This window comes from Planktothrix sp. PLAVEN19ND (assembly GCF_057220675.1).
Map to the genome: position 1 here is coordinate 4,234,679 of NZ_CM170132.1, position 14,316 is coordinate 4,248,994.

Consider the following 14,316-nt stretch of genomic DNA (forward strand, 5'->3'; position numbering starts at 1 on the left):
TGCGATCGCCCAGTTAAGGAGAACCTTTATTCGTTATGGATGAGATCAAACCTATTTTACAAGAATTAACCCGTGAACCCATTGCCTTTTTGGGTGGCTTTGTCTCAGGTTTATTAAAATTAAACCTGAATGACGATCCCATTAAAACTTGGCTGGAGAAAGAAGGTGGAACCACGGTATCGAGTTCCTCGGGCTCTAACAATAATAATGGAAATTCTGGTGGCCCCCAATCAATTCAGATTGATTAATTAGCCGGGGATAGGACTATTTCAATACCCGATAATTCTATCTTCCCATCCCCCATCGCTTTAGAAACACAAAGACACGGAGACATTAAGAAAGACTTTGTGTCTTTGTGGTTAATCAAATTAGAGTAAACCATACACCCATTTAACCAGTTCCGGCGATCGCAGCACTCCTTCATGACGCCCAACGGGTTGACCCTTTTTAAATAAGATTAATGTCGGTAAAGCCATAATATTATATTGAGATGCCAGTTCCGGGTATTTATCACTATCAATTTTAACAATTTGGATTTGTTGATTCATTTCTTGATTAACTTCTTCCAAAATCGGGGTCATCATTTGGCAAGGGCCACACCAAGTTGCATAAAAATCTACTAACACCGGAACTTCAGAATGGGTTAGCAGTTCTTGAAAGTTATTAAAGGTTTGTTTAACGGCCATAGTTGATCCGATTCAAGTTTTGCATTTTAATTATAACGATTCTTTAGCCACTCGGTTTCTCTGAATTTGCTCAAATCTGAGATGATTATTTTTGAGAATAACAGTTGGAGAAATCACAAAATGGAACGTTTACCTGAAAATTTACAACACTTAAACGGACAAGTAGCAATTATTACAGGTGGGTCGCGGGGTATTGGTCGCGCTGCGGCCTTAGCCTTAGCTGCCGAAGGCGCAAAGGTGGTGGTTAATTATGCCAGTTCTTCAACGGCGGCGGATGCAGTCGTGGCGGAAATTACCCAGGCGGGCGGTGAGGCGATCGCACTCCAGGCCGATGTATCGAAAGCCGATCAAGTCGATACCTTATTTAACAAAGTTACAGAAATCTGGAGCAAAATTGATATTTTAGTGAATAATGCCGGGATTACCCGCGATACTTTACTAATAAGAATGAAGCCGGAAGACTGGCAAGCGGTGATTGATTTGAACTTAACGGGGGTGTTTCTTTGTACTCGTCTGGCCAGTAAAATTATGCTCAAACAAAAGTCAGGGCGAATTATTAATATTACCTCGGTTGCTGGACAAATGGGCAACCCTGGTCAAGCTAATTATAGTGCGGCAAAAGCGGGGGTGATTGGATTTACAAAAACGGTGGCAAAGGAATTAGCAAGTCGGGGGATAACGGTGAATGCGGTGGCGCCAGGATTTATTGCGACGGATATGACCAAAGAGTTAAAAAATACGGAAGAAATTCTCAAATTTATTCCTTTAGGTCGTTACGGTCAACCGGAAGAAGTGGCGGGAATGATTCGGTTTTTAGCCGCAGACCCCGCAGCAGCTTATATTACGGGTCAAGTATTTAATGTAGACGGGGGAATGGTAATGGCGTAGAATCACATCAAGGATTTATACAGATGACGAGGATTTCAAGGAGAGTAAATTTGTGATTGAAGTCTGTGTCATTTGTCTAAATCCTTAATTCTGGTTTTATGATGTAATTATTCTATCTAATTCATGACAATAATTAGGGCTATGGATGCAATCACCGATACCGAAGTTCAGAAAAACTTTACCGCAGTCATGAACCAAGTTTGTGATGATCATGCACCGATTATAATTACTCGGGAGTCAGAACCTGCGGTGGTAATTATTTCCCTGGAGGACTATAACGCCATAGAAGAAACGTTGTATTTACTCCAAAGTCCTAAAAATGCTGAACGTCTTGCCAAAGCATTACAAGAGTTGAAACAAGAAAACTATCAAAAGCATGACTTAATAGAAGTTGAGTAAAGTGTAAAGTGGATGAATATTCTATTTTTAGAAGATGCTTGGCAAGATTATCTCTATTGGCAAAAAACTGATCAAAAAATCTTAAAACGGATTAATGAGTTAATCAAAGATATTCAGCGATCGCCTTTTTCTGGAATCGGTAAACCCGAAGCGCTTAAATTTAATATGTCGGGACTTTGGTCACGAAGAATCGATCAAGAACATCGACTCATTTATCAAATTAAAGATGATTCTATCATTACTCTTAATCTAAATTATCGACTTTGAGATCCTCGCTTTCTATGGGCATATTGTTTCAATACCCAACAATTTTTAATCTCGATTCTGGCTGATCTGTCCAGAATTTTTAATCATTGGCAAAATAAAAGGCTGGGGTTTACCAATACCATAGCCTTGAACATAATCAATCCCAATATTTTTAATTTCTGTAAAAATAGCATCATTTTCAACAAATTCGGCAATGGTTTTAATTTGCATAACGTGACCAATCCGATGAATCGATTCAACAATTTCCCGGGCAACCGGGTCAGTTAGAATTTCTTTAACAAAACCCCCATCAATTTTTAAGTAATCAATCGGAAGGGTTTTTAAATAGGAAAAAGAAGACATTCCACTGCCAAAATCATCGAGAGCAAAGGAACAACCTAACTCCTTAAAGGATTGAATTAGGTGCACAGCTTTTTTTAGGTTGGCGATCGCTAGGGTTTCTGTAATTTCAAAACAAATAATTTGGGGAGGAATTTTATACAGTTCAAACTGTTGATAAAGAAACTTAATAAATTGATTATCATTCAGACTGGCACCGGATAGGTTAATCGCATAAAAATCTTGACTTTTCGAGGAATTTGGGGTTAAATTTAAACTCTGATAATGTTTTTCTAAATGGCTAAAAACCGTACGAATCACCCAACGGTCAATACTTTTCATTAAATCATATCGTTCGGCGGCGGGAATAAATGCCATGGGTGGCACTAATTGACCCGATGTATCTCTTAACCGTAGTAAAATTTCCCCATGTTTAGGGGATTTTGAGGTGGGATTAGTCTCAACAATTGGTTGATAATATAAACAAAAACGGTCTTCTTCTAAAGCTTGGGGAATTTGAGCCGCCCAGCGAATTTCTCGACGTTGTTGAATCAAATCCTGGTCATCAGCTTGATACAAGTGAACCCGATTACGACCTTGATTTTTAGCCGCATAACAAGCCGCATCCGCAGCACTTAAAATTGTGGCTAAATCGCAGGTTTGATTATTAATTTCGACTAATCCAATACTAACTCCAATGGAAAAAACTTTTTCTTCCCAGGTAAAGCGAAAATCTTTGACTATATCACACAAATGGACAGCTTTCTGATAGGCTTCGTCTAAAGAATAGTTATTTAATAATAAGCCAAATTCGTCTCCCCCTAAACGGGCTAGGGTGTCTCTTTCTGTAACTTGACTTTGTAATAAAAAACTCAATTGTCGTAATAATTCATCCCCGGCTAAATGTCCACAGGTATCATTAATAATTTTGAATTGATCTAAATCCAAATAACCAATAGCATGATGATTCGAGGATTTGGACAGCATTTGTAAGGTTTGTGTCACCCGCTTTTCAAATTCACTGCGATTAATTAATCCCGTTAACGCGTCATGGCAGGCTTGCCAGGATAATCGCCTTGTTAATTCTCTTTCTTGGGTGACATCTCTAAATACTAAAACCGCACCAATAATTTCACCCTCTCGACTTCTAATCGGGGCGGCAGAATTATCAATGGATCGTTCTTTTCCATCTTTTGCTTTTAAAATAACATTATCGGAAAAATCAAAAATACACCCTTCTTCTAAAACTTTTTGCACAGGACTGGCACTAAAATTATGAGTTTGGCTATCAAGAATTTTGAAGACATCATTTAAGGGTAAACCTTTGGCCTCAATTAATGACCAACCCGTTAATTCTTCGGCAACAGGATTAAGGGATTCAATTTCCCCACGACTGTTAGTGGTAATTACCGCATCGCCAATCGATTGTAAGGTCACTTGGGCAAGTTCTCGGCTTTGTCTTAACTGATGTTCACTTGATTGTAAGGCGGCTAACATTAAAGAATTTCTTAATTCTTGGGCGGTTTCAATTTCAACGGGTTTCCAAGGCAGGGATTTTAATTTAACGGTTTCTTTCCAAAGTTCAAAAGATCGCCGCGGGGTTAATTTAATTTCTCCTGGTGTTTCGATTTCTGTGGAATTCTGGGGATTTCCTGCCCAATCAACTGTTTGAATCACTTCCGGTCTAAACCAAATTAAATGATATTCGCTTTGATTAGGAGACAAGGAAATAGCCATAATTCCACTAATTAGATCATGATAAGATTCAGCTTCAGGATAAAGTTTAGGTAAACAATCGGTATAAAATATCTCTTGATGGCAATATTGAGATAACCATGCCATCAGTTTTTTAACTTTGGTTAAAGGCGGGGTTTGACCCACTAAAATTAAATCTTCTCCAAATCGGATAACCGCCCCTTGAGCTTTGACAAGATTGAGTAAATTCGTTTGGTCTTGAGCTAAAGTTTGAATAAAAGAGGCTTCTAAAGCGGGCGCGTTGAGTAAATTTTTCCGAACTAATTTAAGAATTTCACGGTAATATTCATAATCTTCACTAATTTCTCTATAGGGTAATTCTACCGCCATAACCTGTCCTAAAAATTCGCAGGCTTTACGAATGGTATAGGATAGATAACGAGAAGAATAATGGTGACACGCAATTAAACCCCAAAGGTTTTCTCTTTTAATCAAAGAAACACAGAGAGTGGCTTGAACTCCCATATTTTTGAGGTATTGTAAATGGCAGGGAGAAACCGCACGGAGAACGGAAAAACTTAAATCTAGGGGCTTTTGCGTGACTGGATGAAGGGAAGGAACAATATCAACGGGTTGATGAGCAATATCTACTAATAATCGCAACCAATTTTGCCGATAGATTTCCCTGGAGGCTTCGGGAATATCCAGACTGGGGTAGTGTAGTCCTAAAAAACTTTCTAAATCCTGGCGTTTATCCTCGGCAATCACAACTCCATGATTGTCGTGATCAAATTGATAGATCATTACTCGGTCAAATCCACTGATTTTTCGGATTTCCTCGGCTAGAAATTGAGTTAAATCCTTAAAGTTAGTAGCACTTTGAATTTTACAAACTGAGCCTCTGACTAAATGATAAAAATTGATAAAGGTTACATTTTGATCTTGAGTTGGCTCCAGTTCTAAGATGACGATGCCCTGGTGTCGGTGTAAAATACCATCACAAATAATTTTTTTATTCTTAATATGAAAAATAAGCCGAATTGGATTATAATAATTAAAGTTATTACTAATTAAACATTCTTGAATTTGGAAAAGTTGCTGTTTGTCTAAAAAATCGCTTAAGGGTCGATTGATCAAAGCAGTAGTGGAAATACCATAGAGTTTCATGGCATTTTGGCTAACCTGTAAAATCTTCAGGTCGGCTTCTTCTAAGGTCAACAACAAACCATGAGGTTGAATTCTACCCTGGGTATGAATCGATTCTGGGTTAATCTGAACAAAGTCATTATTAAAAATCATTGTTTTGTTTTGTTTCACTTCACACATTTTTCCCTCTTAATAGATGATAGAATAATTCTAAGTTATTTCTTGTTACGATATTTTAATTTATCCATGCCCCTGATATTCAGACTTTCCCTTAAAAATCCCTCTTGCCTCTTGCTATATCTATATATATTACAGCAAGCCAAGTTCAACGAACTTACTATTACAGTCGATCACGCCCTTAGCAGAACTCAAACAAAAATTGCGTTAACAATAGCTTCAAACTTATACAGGAAAATTATTTCAACTTGAATGGATATCATCCACTTGTGGTAGGGGTTTCAGCCCTTTGAGGGGCGAGAAAATGTCTAAGTCCTAAATCATCTTTATTTAGTTATTTTGGGAATTGTTAATTGAGGCAAAAATAATACCAAAAAAGTTATGATTAAAAATGCTATCATTCCTAGGCGATAACTGATCATTAGATTCACAGTTCCCAGATATTTTACCATAAAATCATATCCGCTCATTGCCAAAGAAAACGCCCCAAAATATACTCCTATTCCTAAACCGCCTTTATGGGATGGAACCAGAGAAAAAGCAATCGGAATAATCCCATTAGCAATTAAACTATAGCTGGCAATCAGTAATAAACTAACGATGATAACTAGGAGTTTATTGGTAATAAAGGACGAGAATAATAATAAAGCAGCTGTTGTTATTAATCCAATTAACGTTGCCTTATGATTGCTAATTTTCACAGCAAATAATCCCGCAGGAATAGAAGCAAATGCCAAGAGAATAAATCCACTAAACATGATCCAGTTGACATTCCCTCCTAAATTTTTTATCACTTGCGGAAAAACTTCTCCTAAAATTAATCGAGTTCCCCAGGCTGCAAATAACCCTAATAGCGCAATAAAAACCAAGTTTCTGAAATATAATTTTTGAGTCGGTTCTTCTGACTGAGGAATAACGCTTAAATCAGGATTAAAATATCTTAAAACTCCCACGGAACCCAATAATACTAAAGACCCAATAGTAAAGGTAACTCCCGATCCTAAACTCAGAATAAACTTACTAGAAATAGGACGAATTGCCCCGATAATACCCCCCATAAAAATCAAAAAACTCATGGCTTGGGGGAGTTTTGTTTCTGTTGCATATTGACCTAATAAAGCCGTAACTGGACTTCTAAAAATTGCCATGGCAACAGCCCATAAAATTAATAGAATTGGGAATATCCAATGTAAGGAATTAAGAGATTGACCAAAAATATAAAAGGCGGGAATGGCGATAAATAAACCTGAAGCTAAAATTACTCCTAAACTAATTAAGGGAAATCGGGTTCCCAGCCATTGTCTTTGACGGTCAGAGAAATTCCCCGCTATCGGTTCAATAATTACCCCTAACGCATTTTCAATTACTAAAATAGTTGGGAATAACCCGGGAAATCCAAAAGCGGCTAAGAGTTGGGGTACATATAATCGATAGAGTAACCAAGTTAGGCTAATTGCGCCTTGAACTAAGGATAATCCGATTAACTGAAACCAGAGAATAGACGGTTTAGAAGTTGAGGTTGCCATCGGAATTAAGGGTTAATACGATTATTGACTAATTCTATGCCTAAATCAATAGCTGCTTTCATACTCGACCCATCGGCTATTCCTTTACCCGCAATATCAAAGGCTGTGCCATGATCGGGAGAAGTTCTAATAAAGGGTAAACCAATTGTAGTATTAACGGCCCGATCAAATGCCATTAATTTAACTGGAATTAACCCTTGATCATGATACAAGGCGATGTACGCATCATGGGCATTTTTCCCTAAATTAAACCAGGCTTGACCGGGCTTAACCCACATTGTATCAGGGGGAATGGGGCCGTCTAATTGGATATAGGGATAGCGATCGCGTTGTTGATTTAACCAGGGAATTAACCAGTCTTTTTCTTCTGTTCCTAAGTTTCCATTTTCCCCACTATGGGGATTTAATCCGGCTACGGCAATTCTGGGATTTTCCAGTCCGAATTCATGGCGTAAACAATCGACCAATAACTCTAATTTTAAGCTCATTAATTCCGTGGTTAAGGTGTGGGAAATTTGCGATAGGGGAATATGGGTTGTAGCTAATAAGGTTCTTAATGTCCAGCCTGTATAGGGAGAGCGGGCAACAAATAGCATTCCAAACCTTTTAACCTGGGCTTTTTCTGCTAAAAATTCCGTTTGTCCGGGATAATTATGACCTGCTAAATTCCAGAGATTTTTAGCAATTGGCCCGGTGATTATCCCATCAAATTCTCCTTGTAAAGTTCGGGTAATAGCTGTATCTAAATATTGAAAACTGACCGCCCCACTGGTTCGATTTCCGATCCCGATTTCTAATGGGGGTAAACTTGGATCGGGATCTAAATGAATCACCCGTAACTGATGAGGTTTTGCTGCCTGAAATCCCTGATTTTGTAATTGCTGATAGGTTTCTTGTAAAATGCGATCGCTTCCCACTATAGTTAAATCAGACTTTTGATGTAACATCGGATCAGCTAAAGCTTTTAATATTACTTCTGGCCCTATCCCTGACGGATCGCCTAATGTTATCGCTAAACGAGGTAATTTTTTAGATTGAAGCATAATTCAAAATCCTTAAAACCATGTTAATTTTAATTGATATCATACAATAATCCCAAAATTGTAGTAAGCCCTTCAGGGCTTTCTTTCCCTTATTTCTCCCAACTTTTAACCAAATATGAATATTCCCTCAACCCTGAATGTCGCCATCGGTCTATTTTTTATTTATTTACTTCTGAGCTTATTAATATCAGAAATACAAGAATTTTTAGCCAGTTCTATCTTTGATTGGAGAGCTAAAAATTTATATCGTTCTATTCAATTTATTTTAGGAAATTCAGCTGCGAAACTTTTGTACCAATACCCTTTAATTAAATCTTGGAAAGATTATAAACAACGAGTCAATAAAAATTCTGTTGGGCCATCTTATATTCCTAATTCAACCTTTGCTTTAGCATTAATTAGTGTAATTATAGAAAAGTCTGGAGTTCAACCCGAAATCAATAGTTTAACCATTGATGATTTTATTCTAGCGATTAACTCAGAGGAGATCAAACAGTTTTTCGACCCAGATCAGATTAAACTGTTCAAAATTTTAGCCATAAAAACTAAAAACAAAGCCGGAGATACTGCCAATTTTGAATCCTTAGAAACGGCGATCAGCGATTGGTTTGAACAGTCTATGACCCGGGCATCGGGAGTCTATAAACGGCAGGTCAAACTGATTACACTTACCATTGGATTCGTAGTAGCCATTGGATTAAATGCAGATACATTAAATATTACTAATCGCCTTTTTCAAGAACCTGTTTTACAAGAAAATCTCAGTCAAAGCATTAATATTGTCTTAACTAATAATCCTAATTCTCCCTTGAATAACTGTTTAAACTCAGAGGTTAACTCTACAAAAGATTGTCAAGATTTAACCGAAAATTTTCTCTATTCTTATTTATTCGACTTTTCTTCTTTACCTCTAGGATGGACTCAATCTAACTTAAATCAACAGTTTAATTCAAGGGAAAATATTGTTATTCAACTATTTAAAGTGATCGGAGGATGGGGATTAACTGCGATCGCAATTTCCATGGGTTCTTCCTTTTGGTTTGATCTTCTCAACAAATTAATTAACGTTCGGAACACCGGATCAAAACCCCAATCTTGAAGCCATAAAAAACCCAGCTTCTTAAAGAAACTGGGTTATTCAAGAAATATTAAAAGGGAATTAGAAGCGGAAAGTTGTCCGCAGTGTTCCCACAACAATCGTGTTGTTGTTGCTATTGTGATCAGGATTGGTGACAACGTAGAAACCCGGTGTCACAGCGATGTACTCGCTGAGGGGGAAGCGATAGAAGCCTTCAATATGAATAGAGGTGTCTCTGTCTTCTAAGCTGCTAATATCATGACTGACAACTTTCGGAGGCATCCCCACAATTAAACCTCCGGTATCTCCTTCGCGGAGGATATCGGGGAATCCTAACACCGCAGCCCAGTTAATAATGGTGGCACTACCGTTACCACCATTCTTCTGGTCAGCCCAGGTACTCCCAAACCAACCCCCGATGGAGAAATGGCTGGCGACTCTCCAGTTCATTTGTACGCCCAGGTTATCTGTAGTTGTGGCGTTATTACCGAAAGGTCTATTAGCACCCCAACTCCCCGTACCACCGGAAACGTAGACGTTATCGTTACTGAAGTAACGGTGGTTATAATCTAAGGCAAAAACCAGGTTGTCAGTTGGTGCAAAGACTAATTGGGCCATAGCACCATAGGTACCATTGAACAGACCTCGACCCTGGCTGGCTTGAGAAGCAAAACCATCATCGGCCATATAACCTAGGTTAGCTTTGAAGGCGTGACTAAAGGCATATTCCACACCTAACCCCGTACCAGCAGGGCCTTGGAATGTCGTCGGGTTGAACCGCCCAAAGCGGGAAATTGCACCACTGGCATCATCACCAAAGGGAGTCAGAACATCTTGAACATCATCCAAGGCTAACCCTTTTGCACCGACCCAGACTAAACCTTTGCCTTCAGAGAAGGGGAAACGGTAGGTGAGGTTATCCAGAACCACGTTGCCATTCCGACCATCAATACCCGTCCGAGACATCAAGGTGTTGGTGACATCAAAATCACTCAAATCCGGTATGGATTGGGCTTGTAAACGAGTTCTGAGTAAATCTTTACCCGTGAAACTGGTATCAAAGTTTAAACGAGCGCGGTAGCCAAAATAGGCTTCGGCGGGGTCATCGCTCTTATCAGCAAACTGACCAACTACGTTATTAGTTGCCCGATCTCCAAAGGCATCTCCTGGCCAGAACACCACTTCTCCCCGCAGTTTAGTAGTGGTGGAGAATTGATTGGCTTCGAGTTCTCCGGCGCGGGCTTCTAATACCGCCACTCGTCCGCGCAGACTGGATAATTCGGCGGCAAATTCTTCCATGAGGCGTTGCAGTTTCGCCAAATCCTCACGGGTGACTAAATCTTTAGTTGAGGCATCAATCAGTTCATTAATCCGCTCTAAACAGGCGTTCACCCCAGCAGCGAATTCAAAACGGGTTAAAGCACGATTCCCTTTGAAAGTTCCATCGGGATATCCCGCAATACACCCATAGCGTTCTACTAAGGATTGTAGAGCTTGGAACGCCCAGTCCGTCGGTTGAACGTCGGACAGTTGGGAGACGGAGGTAACTTGAGCTTGACGCTTGTTGCCCCGACCTTCACGACCATATTCATTAAGTTGTTGCATCACCTCGGCGTTATTGGCCGCATCGCTTTGAGGTGCTGCGTCGATATCCGCTAGGGGAATCTCGCTGTTAGCGGGAGTTTCGATGCCTCTACTCGGCCCAACTCCAGCATGGGGATTCACGGGAACCTGAGCTAACTGTTGCGGTAGGGTGAGGGTCAAGGTGTCCAAAGGACTTACGGAGACTTGCTCACTAATTTTTAACTCAGTTTGGATGGGTTCCAAAGGGGTTTCTGCCGGGGCAGATGCTTCGGTTGCCGCTGCAATTGCAGTGGGCCCGGCCTCAGTCACGGGTAACTCTGCGAATGCTGTCATCGGGGCTAATAAACTAGCTCCTAAGACGGCAGGACTGAGCAGCCATGCTTTCAGTAGTATTTTCGACACTCTATTTGCTCCTCACACGGGTCTAATTTTGATATTCTAGCAAGCACTTTCACCAAACCTACAACCATCAATTAAAATCTGGGATTTTTTTGATGTTGGTTTTGTTCCGACTTCACGGGTGGAAGTGTTGGCACAATCCAGTCCACAGGCTCCCACGGACAAGTTATCCGCCGAATATTATTCACTCACTTGATTGTTGTGAGGTTGTCTGTGGTTCCTGAATTTTTCAGATTCTATCAGACTGAATCTGATTTAACCAGATTATGCTGATCTGTTGGAAATCCCCATTCTACCCTAATTCCTGCGAGGCGGCTTAACAGATTAGAGCTTGGGCCATTATAACAATATCCACTCACTGGAGTATTAATATTATCTATATATTGATGGTCAACAGCTAATGCTATTGAATCAGACGCCGAATTTTGCCATAGGCGGCGTAGGATTTGCCGTCGGAAGACTCCCTGACTTCATCCACCACATAGAGCACCCCTTCAGCCCGAATATCCCGGGGAAACCGAATATTATAGTTAGGATTATAACCATCAGAAACCACTCGCGCCCGGAGTTTACTCCCTTCTTTAACACATTGAATAATCACCCCATTTCCCACGGTATCAGTTGTTTCTAGGTCGGCAAAGGATTTGGGTGCTTTAATTGCCTGTAAGTTCGTGGATTTTTGGGCATTTGGGGTTCCCGCTTGGCGTTCTTCTCCGGGTTTGACTAACCGTTTAATTGTGCCTGAAGCCCTGTAAAAATCCCCATTTGCGGATAGTTTAATTTCTTCGACAATATAAGCCATTCCCGCTTCCCGAATATGGCGAGGAAACTGCACATTTAATTCGGGATTATATCCTTCAGAAATAACCCGAACTCGCAATTTTCCCCCCTCTCGAATACATTCTACTAATACCCCTTGCTCAAAGGCAGAAACCGCCTCTAAACTGTTGATATCTCCGGCGTTAATTCCTCTGAGATTCAAGTCTTCTCGGTTACGGGTGCGAGTTTGATAGGATTGATCTCGCATTTCCTTCCGGCTGACGGAATCAAAATTTTTGCTTTCAATCCGTTGGGCATAATATTCTAATTGTTCAATTTCTTCGGCAATTTCAAAGATTTCATCTAATAATTTTTGCTGGATATCTTGAATCGCTGATCGTAGGATTTCCGATGCTTGTTTATACTGCCCTTGATCTGCAAGGTCAATGGCTTTTTCCTTAACCTGAGCCATGCGCAATTTACTAGTTTGTGCAAAAACCGATTGATTAGGCTGAATTTGTTGCGCTTCTGTTTCTGAACCAATATTAATTGTAACCTTTAATTCTCCTAAAATTTGCTCGATACTGTCGTTGACAATAGTTTGATATTTATAATTGAGGTGGAGTATGGGAAGTTGACCCAATATATTTTGAGGTGGAATGATCAGTTGCAGTGCTAACTGTTTGGCTTCCACTGCATAAACATCTCCGACAAAAACTTCTAAACCATTATCAATAGAATTAGTCCGATAATTATTTAATATTTCTCGAAGTTCAATTGACCCTTCCGGCTGTAATTTTACCGTTAAATTTTGTGCTACTACGGAGGTTAAACTTTCTAATTCAATCCGAAATACATCCGTCGCGTCATCTGGGGATTGAATAAAATAAAACCGCCCGCCGGACGCATCAGCCATAGCAATTAATAAATCTTCATTAAAATAGGTTCCAAACCCTAATGTTGTGGTAATAATCCCCTGTTCTGCTTGTTTTTGAGCCGTTTTAGTTAGAATTTGAGGATCGGTAATTCCGAGATTAGCTTGTCCATCTGTTAATAATAAAACCCGGTTTAAATATTCTGTATTCAGATGGGATTTAACTTGCTCACAGCCTAATAACCAACCCGCACTTAAATTCGTACAACCTCCGGCTTGAATTCGATTCAATTTTGAACAAATATCTGCTTGATTTGTAACCCGTTGGGGAGCTAAAATTACATCAGCTTGATCATCATAAATAACAATAGAAATAATATCCTGAGCCGTCAAAGATTCTACTAATTTTTGAGCCGCCTTAATCGCACATCGCAGAGGTTGGCCCGCCATGGAACCGGAGCGATCAATAACTAAACTTAAATTTAATGGCCGTCGAGGGCCAGGATTTTCAGTTTTTTCTCCGTTGAAGTTCAGAATTAAATCAACGGAGGTTGCCGTATTAGTTGCAATTAATGAATGGGACAGAGAATAGTTAACCTGAATCATAACTCAAAATCCCTAGGATGAGTGAAAATTGAAAAATCCATTGATCGCTATAATAGCAAGTCTTGTCCGACTCGCAATTCTGGTTTCAGTGACGCTAAAAACTCGGAAATTTCCCTAGTTTTAATTGTGCCGAATAAATGCGAATAGCTGCCAAAATTTAAGATTTGCTTTTTTTTTGAATAGTCAGTGGTTCTGGTTCTAAGTATTTTAACTCAAGGATTGTAACAAAACTTTATATTCTGGGATCGGGTTCTCATTCTCCTGATCCTCGTAATCTGATAAAATGGGGTTAACAGAACTGGCAAAACAGCCTCAGTCCTCTCTTGATTACCACCTAAGGTTGGGATCAAAACAAAAAGATGAGAGATGTTTAAAAAATTTTAGGAGCAGACTCTATGGATTTCGATTTTCGCATTCTGATTGTTCTATTACCCCTAATTGCGGCGTTGGGTTGGGTTTTCTATAATATTGGTGCTGTCGTTATCGGACAAGTTCAACGCTTTTTAAGTAAAAGTTAAACATAACTTATAGGCGATATTTCTTCCTATCCTGTGATGATGCGGGGTAGGATTTTTTATTTAATATTCAATTTTGGGAATCATTTTTAATATGTCAATTACAGTGACGGTGAAACTATTTGCAGCGTTTCAGGAAGCCTATAAAGTTTCAGAATTAGTATTAAATTTTCCGCCAAAAACTCCGGTTTCTGCGATTTTAGATCGGTTAATTCAAGACCACCCAGAACTAGAACCATGGCGCACTGTAACCCAATTTGGAATTAACCTAGAATTCGTTGATCCTGATACTGAAATCCAGGATCAAGATGAAGTTGTTTTAATTCCTCCGGTGAGTGGGGGTTAATTCCATGGGT

14 protein-coding genes are annotated in these 14,316 nt (G+C 39.6%); 8 read left to right on the plus strand and 6 right to left on the minus strand.

Features of this window, described 5'->3' with window-relative positions:
- The first annotated feature begins 35 nt into the window (after positions 1–35).
- Positions 36–248 (plus strand): ssl0294 family protein, encoded by a 213-nt coding sequence (locus AC2D3N_RS17975; RefSeq protein ID WP_079680955.1) that lies wholly within the window; start codon positions 36–38, stop codon positions 246–248.
- 120 nt (positions 249–368) lie between these two features.
- Here AC2D3N_RS17975 and trxA read toward each other — a convergent pair whose 3' ends face one another.
- Positions 369–686, minus strand: a complete 318-nt coding sequence (gene trxA, locus AC2D3N_RS17980) for a thioredoxin (RefSeq protein WP_079680954.1) — start codon at positions 684–686, stop codon at positions 369–371.
- Positions 687–806: 120 nt separating this feature from the next.
- On the opposite strand from trxA, the gene fabG reads away from it, so the two are divergent.
- The 3 genes from fabG (at position 807) to AC2D3N_RS17995 (ending at position 2,240) form a co-directional block, all read left to right on the plus strand.
- Positions 807–1,574: a 3-oxoacyl-[acyl-carrier-protein] reductase gene (gene fabG, locus AC2D3N_RS17985; RefSeq protein WP_484691695.1), complete on the plus strand. Its 768-nt coding sequence runs from the start codon at positions 807–809 to the stop codon at positions 1,572–1,574.
- A 141-nt stretch (positions 1,575–1,715) separates the two neighbouring features.
- Complete coding sequence (locus AC2D3N_RS17990) at positions 1,716–1,973, plus strand: type II toxin-antitoxin system Phd/YefM family antitoxin (RefSeq protein WP_484691696.1); 258 nt, start codon at positions 1,716–1,718, stop codon at positions 1,971–1,973.
- Positions 1,974–1,985: 12 nt separating this feature from the next.
- Complete coding sequence (locus AC2D3N_RS17995) at positions 1,986–2,240, plus strand: Txe/YoeB family addiction module toxin (protein WP_079680951.1); 255 nt, start codon at positions 1,986–1,988, stop codon at positions 2,238–2,240.
- 45 nt (positions 2,241–2,285) lie between these two features.
- On the opposite strand, the gene AC2D3N_RS18000 is transcribed toward AC2D3N_RS17995, so the two are convergent.
- The 3 genes from AC2D3N_RS18000 to pdxA all read right to left on the minus strand — a co-directional run bounded on the left by AC2D3N_RS18000 (position 2,286) and on the right by pdxA (position 8,145).
- A complete protein-coding gene (locus tag AC2D3N_RS18000) occupies positions 2,286–5,552 on the minus strand; it encodes an EAL domain-containing protein (RefSeq protein WP_484691697.1) in 3,267 nt (1,088 codons plus the stop codon).
- A gap of 350 nt (positions 5,553–5,902) precedes the next feature.
- Positions 5,903–7,102 carry an MFS transporter gene (locus AC2D3N_RS18005; protein ID WP_484691698.1) on the minus strand — a complete coding sequence of 400 codons (1,200 nt, stop codon included), beginning with the start codon at positions 7,100–7,102 and terminating at the stop codon, positions 5,903–5,905.
- Positions 7,103–7,107: 5 nt separating this feature from the next.
- On the minus strand, positions 7,108–8,145 hold the full coding sequence (pdxA, locus tag AC2D3N_RS18010) for a 4-hydroxythreonine-4-phosphate dehydrogenase PdxA (protein ID WP_079680948.1): 1,038 nt from the start codon (positions 8,143–8,145) through the stop codon (positions 7,108–7,110).
- Between the two features lie 115 nt (positions 8,146–8,260).
- On the opposite strand from pdxA, the gene AC2D3N_RS18015 reads away from it, so the two are divergent.
- Positions 8,261–9,244 carry a hypothetical protein gene (locus tag AC2D3N_RS18015; RefSeq protein ID WP_484691699.1) on the plus strand — a complete coding sequence of 328 codons (984 nt, stop codon included), beginning with the start codon at positions 8,261–8,263 and terminating at the stop codon, positions 9,242–9,244.
- A 60-nt stretch (positions 9,245–9,304) separates the two neighbouring features.
- On the opposite strand, the gene AC2D3N_RS18020 is transcribed toward AC2D3N_RS18015, so the two are convergent.
- Both AC2D3N_RS18020 and AC2D3N_RS18025 read right to left on the minus strand, forming a co-directional pair.
- Positions 9,305–11,209 carry an iron uptake porin gene (locus tag AC2D3N_RS18020; protein WP_484691700.1) on the minus strand — a complete coding sequence of 635 codons (1,905 nt, stop codon included), beginning with the start codon at positions 11,207–11,209 and terminating at the stop codon, positions 9,305–9,307.
- A 400-nt stretch (positions 11,210–11,609) separates the two neighbouring features.
- The gene (locus tag AC2D3N_RS18025; protein WP_484691701.1) at positions 11,610–13,445 is read right to left on the minus strand and encodes a vWA domain-containing protein; all 1,836 of its coding nucleotides are present in this window, start codon (positions 13,443–13,445) and stop codon (positions 11,610–11,612) included.
- Positions 13,446–13,466: 21 nt separating this feature from the next.
- Here AC2D3N_RS18025 and AC2D3N_RS18030 point away from each other — a divergent pair, with 21 nt between their 5' ends.
- The 3 genes from AC2D3N_RS18030 (at position 13,467) to AC2D3N_RS18040 (ending at position 14,306) form a co-directional block, all read left to right on the plus strand.
- Positions 13,467–13,592, plus strand: a complete 126-nt coding sequence (locus AC2D3N_RS18030) for a hypothetical protein (protein WP_255377738.1) — start codon at positions 13,467–13,469, stop codon at positions 13,590–13,592.
- A gap of 248 nt (positions 13,593–13,840) precedes the next feature.
- Positions 13,841–13,963: a photosystem II protein Y gene (locus AC2D3N_RS18035; RefSeq protein WP_079680945.1), complete on the plus strand. Its 123-nt coding sequence runs from the start codon at positions 13,841–13,843 to the stop codon at positions 13,961–13,963.
- 91 nt (positions 13,964–14,054) lie between these two features.
- Positions 14,055–14,306 (plus strand): MoaD/ThiS family protein, encoded by a 252-nt coding sequence (locus tag AC2D3N_RS18040; protein WP_484691702.1) that lies wholly within the window; start codon positions 14,055–14,057, stop codon positions 14,304–14,306.
- Positions 14,307–14,316 lie beyond the last annotated feature (10 nt).